The sequence below is a fragment of the Streptomyces sp. NPDC088261 genome, from assembly GCF_044740805.1.
In the GTDB taxonomy this organism is placed as follows: Bacteria; Actinomycetota; Actinomycetes; order Streptomycetales; family Streptomycetaceae; genus Streptomyces.
Window position 1 is genome coordinate 60,918 of the sequence record NZ_JBIURL010000011.1, and the last position, 18,470, is coordinate 79,387.

Genomic DNA, 18,470 nt, shown 5'->3' on the forward strand with positions numbered 1-18,470 from the left:
TGACCGTATGGCGACACGGACATGACACCCACCCCCTCTCGGCGCTACCTTCATCGGGATGTCGCGTGCGGGATGCCGCGTGTGGGGTGGGGAGGGCCGGGCCGGTGGAATCACCGATGAAGTCGCGGGTGACGTCGGAGTCGACGGCGCAGGGCGAACAGCGGACAGGGCTGCTGTACGGGTTCGGCGCGTACGGGATGTGGGGGCTCGTCCCGCTCTTCTGGCCGCTGCTCAAGCCGTCCGCCGCGCTGGAGATCCTCGCCCACCGGATGGTGTGGTCCCTGCTGTTCGTCGCGGTCGCGCTGGTGGCGCTGCGCCGCTGGGCCTGGATCGGGGATCTCGTACGGCAGCCGAAGAAGCTGGCGCTCGTCGCGGTCGCGGCGATCGTGATCAGCGTCAACTGGGGCCTCTACATCTGGTCGGTCAACTCCGGCCATGTGGTGGAGGCGTCGCTCGGCTACTTCATCAACCCGCTGGTGACGATCGCGATCGGCGTGCTGCTGCTCAAGGAGCGGCTGCGGCCGGCGCAGTGGGCGGCGGTGGGCATCGGGGTGCTGGCGGTGCTGGTGCTGACGATCGGGTACGGCCAGCCGCCGTGGATCTCGTTGACGCTGGCGTTCTCCTTCGCCACGTACGGCCTGGTCAAGAAGAAGGTCAACCTGGGCGGCCTGGAGTCGCTGGCGGCGGAGACCGTGATCCTGTTCCTGCCCGCGCTGGGGTATCTGGTGTGGCTCCAGGCGCGGGGCACGGCGACCTTCGGGGCGGAGGGGGCGGGGAACGCGCTGCTGCTGGCGTCGACGGGCCTGGTCACCGCCGTGCCGCTGGTGTGCTTCGGGGCGGCGGCGATACGGGTGCCGCTGTCGACGCTGGGGCTGTTGCAGTATCTTGCGCCGCTCTTCCAGTTCGCCCTGGGGGTCGCGTACTTCCACGAGGAGATGCCGGCGGAGCGGTGGGCCGGCTTCTCGCTGGTCTGGCTGGCGCTGACGATCCTGACGTGGGAGGCGCTGCGGACGGGGCGCAGGGCGCGGGCGGAGAAGGCGCGGCTGACGGAGGCGGTACGGGTGGCGGGGGCGGAGCGGGCGGCGGAGGCCGGGCGGCCGTCGGCGGCGGGTCCGGGGGCCGGTGCGGAGGCGCGTACGCCGTACACCGCCGTCACCGCCGAGACGCCCACCGCCGAGCCGAACTGAGACCGCGGCGGCGAGGGAGGCGTACGACGCGAGGGCATCACCCCCCACGCCCGCGGACACTCCCCCACAACTGATTCCATGACTCCATGACACTGCACTGGAAACTGGTCATCGACGCCGCCGATCCGCACGCCCAGGCGGACTTCTGGGCGGAGGCCCTGGGCTACCTGGTGGAGGACAACAGCCCCCTGATCGAGCGCCTGCGCGCACTGGGCCAGATCTCGGACAAGGACACGGTGGAGTCCCACGGCCACAGCGCCTGGCGCGACCTGGCCGCCGTCCGCCACCCGGACGACCCGTACCAGGAGGACAACGGCCTGGGCCTCGGCCGCCGCATCCTCTTCCAACGCGTCCCGGAGCCGAAGACCCAGAAGAACCGCCTCCACATCGACCTCCACCCGGACCCGGCCGCGGACCGCCAGTCGGAGATCCACCGCTTGGAGTCCCTGGGCGCCGCGGTCCTCCGCCACGTCCAGGAACCGGGCGGCACCTGGTCGGTCCTGACGGACCCGGAGGGCAACGAGTTCTGCGTGTCGTGAACACCCCGACGGGCCGGACCGCGGACGCCGGCCTATCCGACCTCGCCCCGTCCCACTTCGAGGAGGAGCAGGTCGAACTCCGGGCCGTCGGTGGTGTTGCGGTACGGGCCCGCGTAGGTGTAGCCGAGCCGGTCGTACAGTCCGCGCCCGCGGGGATTGTCCGGCCGGACGAGCAGACTCGACCACTCCGGGTCGATCGCCTTCAGGAGTTCCGCGTGGAGGCGTGAACCGATCCCCCGGGATTGACGGGACGGCAGGACGGCGAGCTCGCACAGTCCCATGAGCCTGCCGCTCCTGACGTGTTCGGCGATCCTGGGGAGCAGGTCGGGCCCGAACCAGTACGACGGCTCGCAGGGAAACGCGTAGCCGAAGCCGACCATCGTGCCGTGATGGTGGGCGGTGACCAGGGTGAAACCGTCGCGCTTCGCGTGGCCGAGGATCTGGCGGCGCAGCGCGACGGCGGACAGGCCGCCGGTGCCGATGCCGGGGGTGTCGGCACCGGCGGGGCCGGTGAGTTCGGGGTGGGCGTCGGACCAGATGCCGACGAGGGTGTCGAGCAGCGGTTCGACGTCTCCGGAGCCGTACGCGCGGATCTCGACGTCGGTCGGAATGGTCACGCCCGGCCTCCTTCAGTGGCGGTGACGGTGCTGCGATACGCGTCGATCCAGTCGGCGATCGCGGGGACGCCCGCGTGCCCCTGGAACGCGTCGGCGATGTCGTGCAGGGACTGGAGCAGTCGGTCGGAGCGCACTTCGGGGAAGTGGGCCAGGACGCGGCCGGCTGCCTCGGCGGCTGCCTCCGGCTCGGGCCGGTCCCTCACGGCCTGGTGAATCGCGATGTCCGCCGTGTACAGGGCCCGGTTCCTGGCGAAGGTCTCGCCATGGAGGAGCACGGCCTGCTCGGCGCCGCTGACGGCCCGCTCGTGCTGACCGAGGGACGCACGCGCCAGGGATTCGAGACCGGCGAGCTCACCCGGGGTGAAGAACTCCAGCCAGTCGGGGTCGGCGTCCGCCGGGCCCTTGGCGTACAGGCCGTGGGCACGGACGATCGCCTGATCGGCCGCCGTACGGTCGCCCATCAGGGCCCAGCCTCCGGCTTCGCGCAGGTGCATGAGGGACAACAGGCGGGGCGAGCCGCAGGTGCGGGCGGCGCTCTGCGCGCCCTGGGCGGCGGAGATCGCTTCACGCGGGCGCCCGCCGGCTTTGGCCAGCAGGGACAAGCAGCCGAAGGCGTGCGCCTCCAGCTCACGGTCGTCGGCGATCCTGGCGGCGGCGAGCGCCTCCCCGTACAGGCTGTGGGCGTCGGCGGCGCGCCCTGAGTCGAAGGACAGCCAGCCGGCGGCGATCCCCAGGGCGCCAGTGGCGGAGCGGAGCTTGCGCCCGGTCCTCTCCGTGTAACTCCCGCTCCTCAACCACTGGTAGGCGATCGACAAGGCCTCGCCGGCGGCGCGGCGCACGGGGGCGGATCCGTAGTCGTGGTCGTGCGCGTAGAGGGTGCTCACGGCGGTGATGACGGACCGGATCTCCCCCGCGCCGATCCGGCCCGGCATGTGGCGGCCCGCGCCGAGGGGAAGTGCCAGGACGGCGCCGACGCCGTCACGAAGCAGGGCTCGACGTTCCATCGGATCGTGCTCTGTCTCGTGCGAGAGGGACGGTCCGGCCGGCTGCTCCGCCGGGACCGCCGGGAGAGGCAGGCGGAAGCCGAGCTCGGCCGGACCGCGACCGGTCATCCTGGTGAGGATCCGCCGGTACACCGCGCGCGGGCACGCGACGTCACCGTCTTCCCAGGCGGCGATCAGCCGTGCCCCGCAGCCGACTTCTCCTTCACCCATCTCCTGGCCGGTGGCGACGATTCGTCTGGCGAACTCGTCACGGCTCATCTGGAGTTCACGCACGCGCACATGGCGCAGTCGTGTGTTGGGGGGATTGCGGCGTTCAGCCATACGAGGACTCCGGGCATCCACGCGACGACGGGGCGACGACCGTACCGCTCCCGTCTGCGTGATGCCCCGCGCGAGGGGCGGGATCACCCCCTGGGGGCTTCTTTCATCGTCCTTGCATCGTCGTGACATCGCTCCGGTGCGAAGTGGGCTGGTTGCGTGGACCGTGCCGACAACCGGTCCGGGAGGAATCGTTCATGACGCTCGAAGGCAGCTCGCTGGGCACCACCCCTGCCGCGCCCGCCATCAGGGAAGTTCTCTCCTTCGCTCGTAGCGAGATCCGTACAGCCGCCGCCGGACTCTGGCCGACCGCCACGGTGGAGGTCGTGGCGCACGTGCCGAGTGTGACCGGCTACGTGTGCCGGGTGCGGGTGGGGGACCGCGATCTGTACGCCAAGTACTCGTATCTCGGGATCTCGTTGGTATCGCTGTCGCGTGGGGCACGGGGTGGCTGGCCATGTGTCCGGCAGGCCCAGCGGGCGTACACCGCGCGGCAAGACGCAGTGCTGGTACGTGAGGCCGCGCAGCTGCGGTTCCTGGGCGCTCTGGGTCGGCCGCGGGTGTGTGCGGTCGCCGGACTGCACCCGTCCGGCGTCCTGTTCACCGAACGCGTGGCCGGGCCCACCCTCGCTTCCCTCCTGCTGGACCGCCCGCAGGACACGGCCGTTCTGATGGAGAGCACATGGTCGGAGCTGGACCGCCTTCATCATCCGCAGACCGTGAGGAGGCTGACGCCGGCCGACGCCATCGGCGAGCGCGGTATCACCTCCACCTTCCGGCGCAAGTTCGACGGCGTCGGCGGCAGTCTCTATCTGGACCGGCTCGGTGACGAGCGCTGCTCCATGGACGGGCGGGCCGAGTTGGTGGGGACCGTACGGCAGGTGGTGGCCCGTCTGTGCGGGGTACGCGGTCCCGCCCGGGTCCCGGGGCGGCCCGTCCTGGTCCATGGCGACCTCAAGCCGGAGCATGTCTTCTTCCCCCAGGGCCCCGCGCACCGGCCGGTGTTCATCGACCCAGGACTACGGCAGGCCACCGGGCCGGAGGCCGACGCGGCGAAACTGATCAGCCGCTGCGTCCTGCTGCTGGCCGCCACCGCACCGGGTCCCTTGGTCGCGCCGCTCGTCATGCAAGGCGTCGGTGCCTTCGCCGAACAGCGGATGAGTGTGCTGACCGGGCAGGATCCCCACCTCTGGGTGAGAGAGGTGCTGGCACTGTGGCTGATGGACACGGTCAACGTCCTGACCACCTGTCTGTCCGCACCGAGCGCTCTGCCGTTGCCCGCGCACGGTGAGGCACTGGCCAGGAGGGCGGCGGCAGTCGCCGCGCTTGCCGACCGGCTCAGTGCACACCTGGTCAGCCCGACGAATGACATGGCGCTGTGGGAACGGTCCTTGGACACGGCGGCCGGCATCGGCGGGGTGGGCCGGTGAGCGTGGTCAGGGTCGGTGTGATCGGTGCGGGCGCGGTCGGGCAGAGCGTCGCCGCCGCCCTCATCGCCTCGGGCGTCGCCGATCGCGTGCTCGTGGCCTCACGCACGCGGGAACAGGCCGCCGCGCTCGCCGCGGACCTGGACGACATGCGGCAGGCGGCCGGTTCGTCCGTACGGCCACGGGCCTGCGACATCGCTGAACTGGTCACGTGTGACGCCGTGGTGATCGCGGTCCGCGCGGCGTTCACCAACACCCGCCGCGGTGACGTACGGATGGGTGGGGCGGCGGCCAACGCCCCTGTCATCACCGCCTTGGCCGGGACGCTGGGCGGTTACCCCGGCACGGTACTGATCGTCACCAATCCCGTTGATCTGATGACCCGGCTCTTCGCCGAGGTCTCCGGCTGCGTGCGGGTCTTCGGAATCGGCTCGAACCTCGACACCGCCCGTTACCGGCTCGCCCTGGCGGCGATCCTCGGCGTGCACCCGCGCTCGGTCCGGGGGCACGTCATCGGCGAACACGGCGACGGCGCGGTGATCTGCGCCTCGGCCACCACCGTCGGCGGCCGGGCGGTCGACGTCCCGCTCCGGCGGATCCACGAGGAGCTCCGCTCGCGGCCGGGTCGCATCGCCACCGGCGTCGGGCGCACCCGCGCCGGACCGGCGGGTGCCGTCCTGTCCGCCCTGCGCAAGTCCCTCGCCCTCACCGACGGCGTCGAGGAACTGTCCGTACGTCATGGCGACACCTGGCTCGGAAAACCGGTGCGCTTCACCGCAGGACACCCCATGGCGTTCCTGCCGGATCTCGACGCCCGCGAACAGCGGCGGCTCGATGCCACATCCCTCCGCCTGCGCGACGCACATCACGTGCTGCGCACCGCTCCCGGCCCCGAAGAGAGAACCACGTGAACCCCGTCTCCGCCACCCACATCCAGGCCGCCCACGCGACCGTCACCGTCCTGAGCAACACCGTCGAAGTCACCGACTGGGCCCTGCGCTACTTCGGCCCCTGGTGGAACGCCGCCCGTGTCGCGCCGGACGCCGCCGACGCGGGGCCTAGGGTCCTCGCGGACGTCGACGACGTCGCGTACACGCGGCTGACCGCGCTCGTCCACAACGGCCGCGACCATGAGGACGTCACCTTCGCCAAGGCCCGTACCCGCGTCGCGCGTGACGGCGACGACGTCGTCGCGGCTTCCCCGACGGAGGAACTCGCCTATCGCTCCGACCGCGCCACCGGCCGGCTCACCGTCGTCGGCCGCCGCGCGGAACCCGTGGCCCTCGCCGCCGCGCGGCTGGCCCGCGAGAGTGTTCGCGGCCAACTCCTGCGCGGGGGCTGGGCGGTCCTCCACTCGTCCGCCGTCGTCCGGCCGGCCGACGGCGCCACCGTGCTCGCCTTCGGCGACAAGGGCTCCGGCAAGACGACCACGGCACTCCTCCTCGCCTCCCGGGGCTGGTCCCTGCTCGCCAACGACCGGATCTTCGTCCGGCCCGCGTCCACCGGCGTCGACGTGGCACCGTGGCCATCGGCCGCCGCACTGGGGCTCGGTCTGCTCGACGCTCTGGGGTGGTACGACATCGCGCGCGAGCGGCTCAAGGCCGGAGATCACCTGCACCCCACCCAGCACCAGCAGGTGACCGACGCGCTCCTGGTCGGTCGCAGGGCGCCCCTGTGGGAAGCGGACGGGAGGCGGGAGAGGAAGGTGCAGGTCTTCCCCGACCAGTTCCCGGGCTGGTTCGACGTGCCCCTGGCGACCGGCGGGCGGGTGGCCGCACTGCTCTTCCCCCAGGTCAGGGCCGACGCCGTACCAGGCGTCACCCCAGGAGGCCGGACGCTCGGCGCGCACGACTTCATGAGCGGCAGGACCGAGGACCGCTATCCCGACATCTTCCGCCTCGCCCAAGGCATCGACGGCGGCGGTCACCCGGACGTCCGGGCCGAGGTGGCCGGCCGTCTCGCGGAGCTCCCCCATCACTCCGTCATCCTCAACCACGACACCGCGGGCAGCGCGGACTTCCTCAGCGAGCTCACGGAGGGACTGACCGTGTCGCACGGGTGACCGCGAGACTGACGGGCCGAATACACCGGCGGGCTGCCCGAGACGTTCTCGGGCAGCCCGCCGGGCCGGACATCGTTGCTCAGGTCCTTTTTTTCTGACGAGACGTCACCAAGCCGTGGGAGCCGGGGGTACGACCACCGGGGGGCGGTCGTCGCAGGTGATGGTGTTCGGGAGTTCCCAGGGGGCCAGCCAGGGGCCTGTGGTGCCGCCGCCGTCGTTGCCGCCCAGGTCGGTCAGGGTGAACTCCGAGCCCGCCGGGGTGAAGTTGAACGAGCCGCAGTTGTTGACGCCGACCGCGCCGACGTTGCGGGCGTCCACGTTCTCGAAGGACGCGGAGCCGGCCACGCGGGCGCTGACCACCGAGGTGCCGGTGCCGTCGACCCTGATGTCCTTGAAGCGGACGTTCTTGATGGAGTAGAGGTCCTTCACCGGGAAGTCGCTGACCAGCATGATCGCGTTGTAGGTGTTGTCGAGGTAGTGGTCCCCGGTCACCTGGACGTCCGCGTCGATGTCCTTGTCGAGGGCGTAGAACCAGATGGCGCCGAGGCCGATGTTCCAGTTCAGCTCGTACGTGCCCGCGCGGACCGTGGTGTTGTCGGTGATCCGCAGCTTCCCCGCGAACGCCTCCGCGCCGAAGCGGGAGCCGACGTGGATCGCGCTGCCCTCCCTGACCGGGTCGGCGACGAGGTTGCCGGAGACCGTGAGGTCCGTACCGCCGTAGATCGCGATGCCGTTGGCGAGGACCGGGGACTGGACGGTGTTGTGGGCGAAGGTGTTGTTCGCGTTCGACTTCTTCTCCGACCACATCGCCAGTCCGTCGTCACCCGAGTTGCGGACGAAGTTGTTCGCGACTGTCGAGTTCGTCACGCCGGTGTGGAAGTTGAGGCCGTCGGCCATCTGGTCCACGATCACGTTGTTCGTGACGCGCGTGTTGTTCATCGGGCCGTCGAACCACAGGCCCACCTTGGTGTGGCGGATGTAGAGCCCGTCGATGGTCGAGTCGCTCATCGCGCCGCCGACGCCGTTCACCTGGTCGGTGTCGACGCGCTCGCGCACGTCCCCCTCGATCGCGAAGCCCGACAGGTGGACGTCGCGGCTGCCGCCCGCCGACGCGTCCTTGCCGTAGAAGCCGACGCCGGTGTGCACCGAGCCGTCGGGGGCCGGGGTGCCGAGCGCCACCTCGCGGCCCTTGAAGATCGTGTACCAGCTGCCCGCGCCCTCGATCGTCACGTCGTCCACGATGATGTGCCGGTTCACCTGGTACGTGCCCGGCGGGACGTACACCGTGAGGTGGGCGCGCTTGGCGAAGGCGATCGCCCGGTCGAGCGCGGGCGCGGAGTCGCGCCGGCCCGTCGGATCGGCCCCGAACGCCAGGACGTTGGCCGCGTTGAGCCGCACGCGCGGCGCGCCGACGAGCTGCGAGTCGAGCAGGTCGACCACGGTCCACGCGGCCCTGCTCCCGGCGGGGACCGTCAGCCGTACCTTGTCGCCCGCGCCGTACGTCTTCCCGAGCAGCAGCCGCTGCTCGTCGTAGAAGTGGTTCGGGCGGAACGGCTTGCTGATCACCGGCGCCGGGGTGGTGGCGCTGGGCACACACGCGCACTCGGTGATCCACCAGTCGGGGTGCAGCAGGTCCGCGCCGGGGTCGTTGGAGAACGGGTACTGGTTGTACAGCCACGCGTACTGCGACGTCAGCGTCAGGGTCGAGCGGTTCTTGCCGTTGACCGTGACGTCGAGCGGCGCGGTGATGCCGCCGCCGCCCGGCGCGTCCGGGATGCTGTAGCGCACGGTGATCGCGTTGGCGGCGCTCGGCAGCGTGAACTCCACGTACTTGCCCGGGGTCAGCCGGACCGCCTGCCGGCCGGAGGCCTCCGCCGGGAGGGTGTAGGCGGTACGGTCCGGGCCGATCACCGTCCCGTTGGTGACCGCGCCCTCCGCCTCCTGCTCGGCGAAGTCCACGTCCGCGCCCCGGCCCGCGACGAGCGAGGGCGCGAGGGCGGCGCGGGTCACGGCCGACGCGGCGGCCTTCGCGCCGGTGACCCCGGCCGCGCCGGTGACCCCGGCCGCGCCGCTGTCACCGCCCGGCCGCGCCACCGCCGTACCACCGGCCAGGACGCTCAGACCGACCGCGGCCGCAGTCATCGACGCGACCACCACCGCCGCCCGTCGCGGGGGTCTGCCGGGCCGTCTCGCGCCGGCACCTCTGATGCTCCACGACATCGAAAGCTCGTTTCTCTCGGGAGGCTCCACGGCTGAACGCTCCACGGCGCGGACGCCCGGCGGGAGCGGCCGCCATGAGGGTGAGGTGACATTAGGACCCGGCCCCCTCTCTCCACAAGGTTTCTGCGAACTCATTTCGTAACATTGCCGTCCAGCTACGTCAGTTCGTTGGTTTCTTGCGTCGACTGCCTTAATTCATTGCGAAGTCGGCCGGGCTTCCGAGCCGGCCGCCCACCCCGTCCGTTCAGCGAACAGCCGTGTCCGGTTTGCACTCTTGACGTTGAGTCAAGCTCTCCCCCACCATTCAGCACGCACCGCCACACTCAGCACACGCACAGCTCCAACGCCCCACGTCACCGTTGTCGTGGGGCGCAGTCACGTTCCGTCCCACCCCCGTTCGGAATCCGGAGCCCCCCCATGAAACTCTCCGTTCACGGAGCGCCTCACCTGTCCGTCCGTACGGCGGCCGCCGCCGGGCTCGCCCTGGCCGGGCTGCTGGCCGCCGGCGCGAGTGCCGCGACCGCCGCCCCCACGACCGCGGTGGCCGGACAGAGATCCGCGGCCGCGCCCGCGCTCGCGGCCCCCGACATACCGCTCGCCAACGTCAAGGCGCACCTGACGCAGTTGTCGTCGATCGCCGCCGCCAACGGCGGCAACCGCGCCCACGGCAGGGCCGGTTACCTCGCGTCGGTCAACTACGTGAAGGGCAAGCTGGACGCCGCCGGATTCACCACCACGGTCCAGCAGTTCACCTCCAGCGGCGCCACCGGCTACAACCTGATAGCCGACTGGCCCGGCGGGGACGCGAACCAGGTCATCATGACCGGCTCGCACCTCGACTCGGTGACGTCCGGCGCGGGCATCAACGACAACGGCTCGGGTTCGTCCGCCACCCTGGAGACCGCCCTCGCCGTCGCCCGCTCCGGGTACCAGCCCGTGAAGCACCTGCGGTTCGCCTGGTGGGGCGCGGAGGAGCTGGGCCTGGTCGGCTCCAAGTACTACGTCAACAACCTGCCCACCGCCGATCGCTCCAAGATCAAGGGCTACCTGAACTTCGACATGCTCGGGTCCCCCAACCCGGGGTACTTCGTCTACGACGACGACCCGACCATCGAGCAGACGTTCAAGGACTACTACGCCGGGCTCGGCGTCCCGACGGAGATCGAGACCGAGGGTGACGGCCGCTCCGACCACACCCCGTTCAAGAACGTCGGCATCCCGGTCGGCGGCCTCTTCGCGGGCGCGGACTACATCAAGACCGCCGCGCAGGCGCAGAAGTGGGGCGGCACCTCGGGCCAGGCCTTCGACCGCTGCTACCACACGTCGTGCGACACGACCGCGAACATCAACGACACGGCGCTCGACCGCAACAGCGACGCGGTGGCGTACGCGGTCTGGGGGCTCTCGGGCGAGACCCCCGTACCCCCGGCGGGCACGGTCTTCGAGAACCTCGCCGACGTGGCCATCCCCGACAACGGCGCGGCCGTCACCTCGTCGCTGACCGTCTCGGGCCGCACGGGCAACGCCCCCACCGCGCTGAAGGTCGGCGTGGACATCAAGCACACCTGGCGCGGTGACCTGGTGGTCGACCTGGTGGCCCCGGACGGGACGGCGTACCGCCTGAAGCCCTCCAGCAGCGGCGACTCGGCGGACAACGTGATCGCCACGTACACGGTCAACGCCTCGTCGGAGGTGGCGAACGGCGTCTGGAAGCTCAGGGTCCAGGACATCGCGTCGTCGGACACGGGCTACATCGACAGCTGGAAGCTGACCTTCTAGCGGTACGAGTCAGTCGTACGGGACAGCCGTCCGGACGGCCCAGGACACGCGGGAGGCCCCGCACCCCCGAGAGCGGGGGTGCGGGGCCTCTTCACGGACCGGCCGAAGCGGCCTAGCCGAACAGGTTGTACTGGCTCCAGCCCGTCCCGATCTTGACGCGATCGGCCCAGATCCCGCTGGTCGCCTTGCCCGTGCCCTTGTACAGCCACAGGACCCCGCCGGTGTCCCGGGCGAGCAGGTCCGCGATGCCGTCGCCGGTCACGTCACCGGTGGTGATGAGCTTGTTGTACGTCCAGCCGGTGCGCAGCTGCACGCGGGGGCCGAACGGCTTGGTGGCCGAGCCCGTGCCCGGGTACAGGTAGACGGTCTTCGTCTTGGCCTTGACGATCAGGTCGGCGAAACCGTCGTTGGTGAAGTCGCCGTGGCCCACGACGGAGTTGTACTGCGTCCAGCCGCTCTTGCCGAGCGTGGCGCGGGTGCCGAAGGTGCCGTTGCCCTTGCCCGGGTAGAGGTAGAGCGCGCCCGCGGTGTCGACCGACAGGAGGTCGGGGAGGGCGTCACCGGTGACATCGCCGGGGGCGATGATCGCCACGCGGGTCTTCCAGCCGGTGAAGAGCTGGGTCCTGATCAGCTTTCCGGTGGTCAGGTTGGGATGCACCCAGTAGACGGTGCCGGCCGTGGACCTCACCACGAGGTCGTTGTAGTCGTCGCGGTTGAGGTCGCTCTGGAGGACGACGTTGTACCCGCCCCAGCCGCCGGCCAGCGTCCCGGCGAGCGACCGCCTGGCCGCGAAGGTGGTGCCCTTCGAGTCGTACTCGTACGCGCTTCCGCCGGAGGTACGGGCGAACAGGTCGGCGCGCGCGTCGGCGCTCAGGTTGGCGTCGTTCAGATGGGCGTTGATCTGCCCGGCGTACGTGCTCGCCTTGGCGAACACGCTGTACGCGCCGGCCGCGACGCAGTCCTCGACCCCCCACGACACCACACCGACGAGCTTGCCCGCGACCACGAGCGGACCGCCCGAGTCACCGTTGCACGCGCTGACCGTCCCGGTGTCGGAGCCGGTGGCGGGCGTGCCCGCGCAGACCATGTGGCCCTTGATGAAGTCCCTGCCGTACGCGCTCGTGCACGTCGTGTCCGAGTTGACCGGCAGCGTCGCGGTGCGCAGGGTCTCCGAGATGTCCTGGGTGGTCGAGGTCGTCCTGCCCCAGCCGTACACCTTGGCCTGGGTCCCGGCCTTGTACGAGGCGGTGTCGGCCGAGGTCGTCACCGGCAGCGGCTTCACCCGGACCGGGGTCTCCAGGGTGAGGACGGCGACGTCGTTGTCGATCTTGGAGCTGGAGTACGAGGCGTGCCGCCACTGGCGCCACACGCCCACGGGGGATCCGCCGTGCAGGTTCACGGTCTGGTCGGCGTTGAGCGTCGGCAGTTGTGACGTGCCGACGAGGATCGTGCCGAACTTGCTCCAGTTGGTGTCCGCGACACAGTGCGCGGCGGTGACGATCTTGCTCGGGGAGACGACGGTCCCCCCGCAGAAGAAGCTGTCGTCGTCCGCCGTGGTGTTCGTGCCCTTGTCGTCGTCGTACCAGAGCTGCGCCATCCACGGGGCGCTGGTGATCGGGGAGGTCACCCCGCCGATGATCTTCGGGTCCACCTTGCCCTTCACCGTGCCGGTGGTCGCCGAGAGCGCGGCCTTGCGCGAGGCGGACACGTCCACCGCACCCGCCTTGACGGCTCCGGCCACGCGGGCGGTCAGCTCGGCCGGGGTGGGGCCGGCGTCACGCGCGGCCGCGAGGCCCGGGCCCGGCTCGGTGGCCTGCGCGGGGGCCAGCAGGAAGGCTCCGGCGACACCCACCGCGAGGGCGACGGCCGCGGTGGGTATGACGATCCGTGCCTTGCGTCTGTGCTTACGGTCCTTGCCTGCGAACACGCGTGACTCCTGTCCATGGACCCGCACGGCGCGCCTGTCGCACCGGCAGGAGAGGTGCACGAGGACAGAGGGAGAAGAAAAAGGGCGGATCGACGGCAGCGCTGAGCATGCCGGTCCGCAGGGCGGACGCGATCCGGAGAGGTGGCCCCCCACCCACGGCTGAGTGATCCTATGACCGATCCATCGGCTTTCACCAATGCTTTACGATCACTTAAGGGAACTTCTGCGCGAAATTGCCCTTTGTTCTCAGACCGTGATGTCGTTTGTCGATGAGGCCCATCGGCATGCGGATGGTCGTGGTCCTGCCGGAGCCGTTGGGGGGCCGTTCAGCGTGCCGCCCCGCCGTACGAAGCGTACGGCGGGGCGGTACGAGCGGGTTGTGCGTGGCGCGGCGCCGGTGGAGCTACTGGGCGCCGTCCGCCGCCTTGACGAGCGTGGCGGGGGTCACCGCGCCGACGTAGATCTTGCCGTCGTCCGTCATCAGGGCGTTGACCAGGCGGGTCTTGTAGACCGTGCCCGAGCCGAACTTCCCGGTGACCTTGTCGCCCAGCGCGTCCAGGAAGCCCTGCGCCTCCTTCGGCAGACCCGCGGTGTCCTTCGCGGTGGGCGCGCCCTCCGGGGAGGTGAACGCGTACACCGCGCTCCAGCCCTTCCCGATGACGGTCGGGGGCGCGGTCTTCCCGGCGCCCTCGCCACCCTTCGGGAGCTCGGGCCGGACCGCCCGATCGCCTTCGTGCGCCTCGTCGCCCTGGGTGACCTTCGCGCCCTTCGGCGGGGTGAAGTCGAAGGTGGAGGCGGCCGGCTTGCCGAAGTCGACCTTGGTGAAGCCGACATCGAGGACGGCCTTGCCACCGCTGCTCGGCGCGAGCGTGAACTTGAGCGGGGTGCCGGTCTCGGCATCGACCGCGATCTTGACGGACTCGACCGTCGAGCCGGCCTGCTTGGGCTTGAGGACCAGGCGGTACGCCTCGCGCCCGGCGACCCGCGCGGTGCCGTCCACGGTGACCGACGTGGTGTCGCCCGCCGCCGCGAGCGCCTGCTCGGCGAACTCCTTGGGAGTCGCGGGCACGTCCTTGCCGGACAGGCCCTTGTCCTTCTTCCCCGGCGCGCCCTTCTCCGTGCCCTCCGAGGAGGTCGCGTGGAAGGCCTCGTTCGAGGCGCTGTCGTACGCCCAGACGTCGTCCCCGTTGTGGATCAGGCTGTACTCGGCCGCGTCCTCCTGGATCGAGACCCGCTGCTTGTCGGGGCCGTCCGCCGCCACCCGCAGGGTGTGCGTACCGGAGCCCAGCTCCATCAGCTTGCTGCTCGGGTCGGCCGTGGAGTCCGGACTCCCGCCGCCCGCGCCGCCCTTGGGGGCGAGCGAACCGCCCGCCAGGTCCCCGAGGCCGGCCAGCGAGGGCAGCCCGAGGTCGGTGCTGATCCTCACCGAGCCGGAGAGCCGCTCGGTGTCGGAGGCGGCGATCTTCTCGATGAGTTCCTGGGCGCTGATCTTCGGCAGGCTGGGGTCGCCCGCGGCGGCGAGGGCCGGCACGAGGCCGATCGTCACCGCGGCCACTCCGATGACCGCGACCGGGACCGCGTACCGCGCCGCCCTGCGGCGGCCGGTACCGAGGTCGTCCTCCTCGGCGATGTGCGCGCTGTCGTTCGGTGCCATGTGTGCCCTACCTCCGGGTCGGCGGTGCTCTCGGTCTTCTCCATCTCACCAAATCGGCGGAGCGTAAGCGTCAGTCCGCGGGAGCAACTTGTCGTACTGCTGAAGGATGAGAGCCGGACGGCCGCCGCCCCCGACCCGTAGGGGGCGGGGGTCAGGTCCGGGGTGGTACGAGGGTCGGACCGGTGCGGTACGGGGCTCAGCCCGCCCGGTGCACGACCGCGTCGCACAGCTCCACCAGCGCCGACTTCGCGTAGCACTCCGGCAGCGGGGCCAGCGTGGCGCGCGCCGCCTCCGCGTACCGGACGGTGTCGCGCCGGGCCTGCTCCATCGCCGGATGGGCCCGCAGCAGCCGCAGCGCCTCCGTCAGCCGGGCGTCGTCCGACAGGTCGCCGTCGAGCATCGCGACCAGGTCCAGGTCCGCCTGTCTCCCGTGCGCCTCCGCCTGGGCGCGCAGCAGCAGCACCGGCAGCGTCGGGATGCCCTCGCGCAGGTCGGTGCCGGGGGTCTTGCCGGACTCGTGCGAGTCGCTCGCGATGTCGAGGACGTCGTCGGCGAGCTGGAAGGCCACGCCGAGCCGTTCGCCGTACTGGGTGAGGATGTCGACGACCGACTCGTCGGCTCCGGACATCAGGGCGCCGAAGCGGCCCGAGACGGCGAACAGGGCGCCGGTCTTCCCGGCGAGCACGTCCAGGTAGTGGCTGACCGGGTCGCGTCCGTCGCGGGGGCCCGCCGTCTCCAGGATCTGCCCCGTGACCAGCCGCTCGAAGGCCTCCGCCTGGATGCGGACGGCCTCGGGGCCCAGGTCGGCCAGGGTGTGCGAGGCACGGGCGAAGAGGAAGTCCCCGGTGAGGACGGCGACGGAGTTGCCCCAGCGGGTGTTGGCGCTGTCCACACCCCGGCGTACGTCCGCCTCGTCCATCACGTCGTCGTGGTAGAGCGTCGCCAGGTGGGTCAGCTCGACCACCACGGCCGCCGGGACGATGCCGGGCGCGTACGGGTCACCGAACTGGGCGGCGAGCATCACGAACAGCGGCCTCAGCCGCTTGCCGCCGGCGCGCACCAGGTGCTGCGCCGCCTCGGTGATGAACGAGACCTCGCTCTTGGTGGCGTCGAGCAGACCCGCCTCCACGGCCGACAATCCGGCTTGGACATCGGCTTCAAGAGCCGGGTCCCGCACGCTCAGCCCGAACGGCCCGACGACGGTCACGAGGGGTACTCCTGTCTGCTGACTCTTACGCTGATTGTCGATGTGTCGCTGTCCTCACTCAAGTCAGCGTATCCGGTCGCCTTTCGATCACCATGGGCGCCTTCCCGGCACCGCCCGTATGGTCGCGATCAGTCCGCTTTTCGGGCATTGCGGGCCTTTCGCCACTGCCGCGGCGGGGTGGCGCCGACGTAACGTGTCCTGCATCGATCCGGAAAGCGAGGCAGCACATGCCCGAGCAGAGCCCGCTCGAACCGGTCGAAGGTGACCCCTTCGGCCCCCACAACCTCCCGTACGGCGTCTTCTCGACCGCCGACGAGCCCGGCAGGCGCCGCCTCGGCGTCCGCCTGGGCGACGCGGTGCTCGACGCGGGAGCGGCGGCGCACGCCCTGGGCTCTCCGTACGCGAAGCTGCTCGACCAGCCGGGCCTGGGCCCCCTGATGGCGGCCGGCCGCACGGCCTGGCGCGACGTGCGCCGGGCCCTGACCGCCTGGGTCACCGTGCCGGCGCACCGCGCCGAGATGGAGCCGCTGCTGCACCCCCTCGGCACGGTCACCCTGCACCTGCCGTACGAGGTCGCCGACTATGTCGACTTCTACGCGAGCGAGCACCACGCGACCAACGTCGGCCGGATCTTCCGCCCCGACGGGCTCGCGCTGCCCGTCAACTGGAAGCACCTGCCGATCGGTTACCACGGCAGGGCGGGCACGGTCGTGGTCTCGGGCACGGAGGTCGTACGCCCCTCCGGGCAGCGCAAGGCGCCCGCCGACGCGGCGCCGGTCTTCGGCCCGTCGGTCAAGCTCGACATCGAGGCGGAGGTCGGCTTCGTCGTCGGTACGCCGTCCGCCCAGGGCACTCCGGTGGACCTGGCGTCCTTCCGCGACCACGTCTTCGGCCTCTCGCTGCTCAACGACTGGTCGGCGCGGGACATCCAGGCGTGGGAGTACGTGCCCCTCGGCCCGTTCCTCGGGAAGTCCTTCGCCACCTCGGTCTCCGCGTGGGTGACCCCGCTGGAGGCCCTGGACGCGGCCCGGGTGGCGCCGCCGGCCCGTACGGAGGAGCTGCTCCCCTATCTGGACGACGCCGAGGAGGAGGACCCGGGCGGGTTCGACCTGCGGATCTCGGTGGCGCTCAACGGGAAGGTGATCTCGGAGCCGCCGTTCTCCTCCATGTACTGGACGGCGGCCCAGCAGCTCGCCCACCTGACGGTGAACGGTGCCTCGCTCCGTACGGGAGACCTCTACGGCTCCGGTACGGTCAGCGGCCCCGGGCGCGAGCAGCGCGGCTCCCTCCTCGAACTGACGTGGAACGGCACCGAGCCCGTCGAACTGCCCGACGGCAAGCGGACGTTCCTGGAGGACGGCGACGAGGTGACCCTCACCGCCTGGGCCCCCGGGCCCGACGGGACCCGGGTCGGCCTGGGCGAGGTGAGGGGCCGGATCGTCCCGGCGGCCTGAAAACGCCCCTCGGAGCGGGCCTTCCCGGAGCAGGTCTCCTCAGAGCAGGTTCTTCGACGTGAGCCAGGCGCGGGCGACCGCGAGCGCGTCCTTGTGCTCGTACTGCACCTGCGCGTCGAGTTCCATCAGCTCGGGGGTGTCGAGCGCGGCGGACAGGGTGTTGAGCACGTCCTGTCCGGCCTTCGGCACATCGGCCTTGCGGATCAGCGGAGTCACGTTCTCGAAGGCGAAGAGATTCTTCGTGTCCTTGAGGACGACAAATTTCTCCTTCTCGATGGACGGGTCCGTGGTGAAGACGTCGGCGGCCTGGATGTTGTTCTTCTTCAGGGCCGCAATCGTCAGCGCACCGCCCGCGTCCAAACCCTTGAAGGACTTGAAATTCAGGCCGTACACCTCCTTCAGCCCGACGAGACCCTGCTGCCTCGACTGGAATTCCGGTGAACCGCCGATGACCAACTCGGGTGCGGCGTCGGCCAGATCGGCGATCGAGGACGCGGTGGTGAGGTCGTACTTCTCCGCCGTCGCGGCATTGACCGCGACGGCGTCCTTGTTCTCGGCGGAGGCCGACTTCAGGACGGCGAGATGGGACGGCAGCTGGGCGGTGACGGCGGCGGTGGTGCCCTCCGCCGTCTTCGCGACGGCCTTCGGGTCCAGGTAGGCGAGCAGGGCGCCGTTGTACTCGGGCATGACCGTCACGGTGCCGTTCTTGAGCATGCCGTACGTCGTCTCGCGGCTGCCGATGTTGTGCTTGTACGTGACGTCCAGGCCCTTGGACCTGAGCGCCTCGCCGTAGAGGTAGGCGAGCAGGATGCTCTCGGGGAAGTTGTTCGACCCCACGACGACCTTGCCCTCGGGCACCGCGGCCGGCTCCAGCGGGTCGGCGGGGTCGCCGGACGAACCGCACCCGGCCAGCAACGCGGCGGCGGTGAGGGAGGCGAGTGCGGCGGCGACGGCGCGGCGCCGGGGCCTGTTCGCGGTATCAGTCACGTTTCCCGATCCTGTGTGGCAGTGAGGGTGGCGACATGGCGTACGGGGCCGTCGTGCGGCCCGTTCGCCGCACGCATCGATCCAAGCC

At 70.9% G+C, this 18,470-nt stretch carries 14 protein-coding genes; 7 read left to right on the forward strand and 7 right to left on the reverse strand.

Annotation, left to right across the window (positions count from 1 at the left end; all coding sequences use genetic code 11):
* The first annotated feature begins 116 nt into the window (after positions 1 to 116).
* Entirely contained in the window at positions 117 to 1,187 is a 1,071-nt protein-coding gene (gene rarD, locus ACIODU_RS21875) for an EamA family transporter RarD (RefSeq protein ID WP_401769554.1), read from the forward strand.
* A gap of 86 nt (positions 1,188 to 1,273) precedes the next feature.
* A complete protein-coding gene (locus tag ACIODU_RS21880; RefSeq protein WP_356425891.1) occupies positions 1,274 to 1,726 on the forward strand; it encodes a VOC family protein in 453 nt (150 codons plus the stop codon).
* Between the two features lie 32 nt (positions 1,727 to 1,758).
* Here the strand turns inward: ACIODU_RS21880 and ACIODU_RS21885 are convergent, their stop codons facing one another.
* A complete protein-coding gene (locus ACIODU_RS21885; protein WP_356425888.1) occupies positions 1,759 to 2,343 on the reverse strand; it encodes a GNAT family N-acetyltransferase in 585 nt (194 codons plus the stop codon).
* On the reverse strand, positions 2,340 to 3,668 hold the full coding sequence (locus ACIODU_RS21890) for a hypothetical protein (protein ID WP_401769555.1): 1,329 nt from the start codon (positions 3,666 to 3,668) through the stop codon (positions 2,340 to 2,342). Before ACIODU_RS21890 ends, ACIODU_RS21885 begins: the two co-directional genes overlap by 4 nt.
* A gap of 194 nt (positions 3,669 to 3,862) precedes the next feature.
* On the opposite strand from ACIODU_RS21890, the gene ACIODU_RS21895 reads away from it, so the two are divergent.
* Genes ACIODU_RS21895 through ACIODU_RS21905 form a run of 3 tightly spaced genes read left to right on the forward strand, consistent with a single transcriptional unit; the run spans position 3,863 to position 7,154 of the window.
* Positions 3,863 to 5,095, forward strand: coding sequence for a phosphotransferase (locus tag ACIODU_RS21895; RefSeq protein ID WP_401769556.1), 1,233 nt, complete (start codon positions 3,863 to 3,865; stop codon positions 5,093 to 5,095).
* Positions 5,092 to 6,003: an NAD(P)-binding domain-containing protein gene (locus ACIODU_RS21900; RefSeq protein ID WP_401769557.1), complete on the forward strand. Its 912-nt coding sequence runs from the start codon at positions 5,092 to 5,094 to the stop codon at positions 6,001 to 6,003. The genes ACIODU_RS21895 and ACIODU_RS21900 overlap by 4 nt, the downstream gene beginning before the upstream one ends.
* Positions 6,000 to 7,154 (forward strand): hypothetical protein, encoded by a 1,155-nt coding sequence (locus ACIODU_RS21905; RefSeq protein ID WP_401769558.1) that lies wholly within the window; start codon positions 6,000 to 6,002, stop codon positions 7,152 to 7,154. The genes ACIODU_RS21900 and ACIODU_RS21905 overlap by 4 nt, the downstream gene beginning before the upstream one ends.
* Before the next feature lie 105 nt (positions 7,155 to 7,259).
* Here ACIODU_RS21905 and ACIODU_RS21910 read toward each other — a convergent pair whose 3' ends face one another.
* Positions 7,260 to 9,296 carry a glycosyl hydrolase family 28-related protein gene (locus tag ACIODU_RS21910; protein WP_401769559.1) on the reverse strand — a complete coding sequence of 679 codons (2,037 nt, stop codon included), beginning with the start codon at positions 9,294 to 9,296 and terminating at the stop codon, positions 7,260 to 7,262.
* A gap of 495 nt (positions 9,297 to 9,791) precedes the next feature.
* Here ACIODU_RS21910 and ACIODU_RS21915 point away from each other — a divergent pair, with 495 nt between their 5' ends.
* Entirely contained in the window at positions 9,792 to 11,153 is a 1,362-nt protein-coding gene (locus tag ACIODU_RS21915; RefSeq protein WP_356425873.1) for a M28 family metallopeptidase, read from the forward strand.
* Positions 11,154 to 11,265: 112 nt separating this feature from the next.
* Here the strand turns inward: ACIODU_RS21915 and ACIODU_RS21920 are convergent, their stop codons facing one another.
* The 3 genes from ACIODU_RS21920 to ACIODU_RS21930 form a co-directional block, all read right to left on the reverse strand.
* On the reverse strand, positions 11,266 to 13,080 hold the full coding sequence (locus tag ACIODU_RS21920) for a trypsin-like serine protease (protein ID WP_401769560.1): 1,815 nt from the start codon (positions 13,078 to 13,080) through the stop codon (positions 11,266 to 11,268).
* A gap of 403 nt (positions 13,081 to 13,483) precedes the next feature.
* The gene (locus ACIODU_RS21925) at positions 13,484 to 14,734 is read right to left on the reverse strand and encodes an outer membrane lipoprotein carrier protein LolA (protein WP_401769561.1); all 1,251 of its coding nucleotides are present in this window, start codon (positions 14,732 to 14,734) and stop codon (positions 13,484 to 13,486) included.
* A 196-nt stretch (positions 14,735 to 14,930) separates the two neighbouring features.
* The gene (locus ACIODU_RS21930) at positions 14,931 to 15,941 is read right to left on the reverse strand and encodes a polyprenyl synthetase family protein (protein WP_327235026.1); all 1,011 of its coding nucleotides are present in this window, start codon (positions 15,939 to 15,941) and stop codon (positions 14,931 to 14,933) included.
* 227 nt (positions 15,942 to 16,168) lie between these two features.
* Between ACIODU_RS21930 and fahA the strand changes: the two genes are divergently transcribed.
* Positions 16,169 to 17,395, forward strand: a complete 1,227-nt coding sequence (gene fahA, locus ACIODU_RS21935) for a fumarylacetoacetase (protein WP_401769562.1) — start codon at positions 16,169 to 16,171, stop codon at positions 17,393 to 17,395.
* A gap of 39 nt (positions 17,396 to 17,434) precedes the next feature.
* Here the strand turns inward: fahA and ACIODU_RS21940 are convergent, their stop codons facing one another.
* Complete coding sequence (locus ACIODU_RS21940) at positions 17,435 to 18,382, reverse strand: ABC transporter substrate-binding protein (protein WP_401769563.1); 948 nt, start codon at positions 18,380 to 18,382, stop codon at positions 17,435 to 17,437.
* Positions 18,383 to 18,470 lie beyond the last annotated feature (88 nt).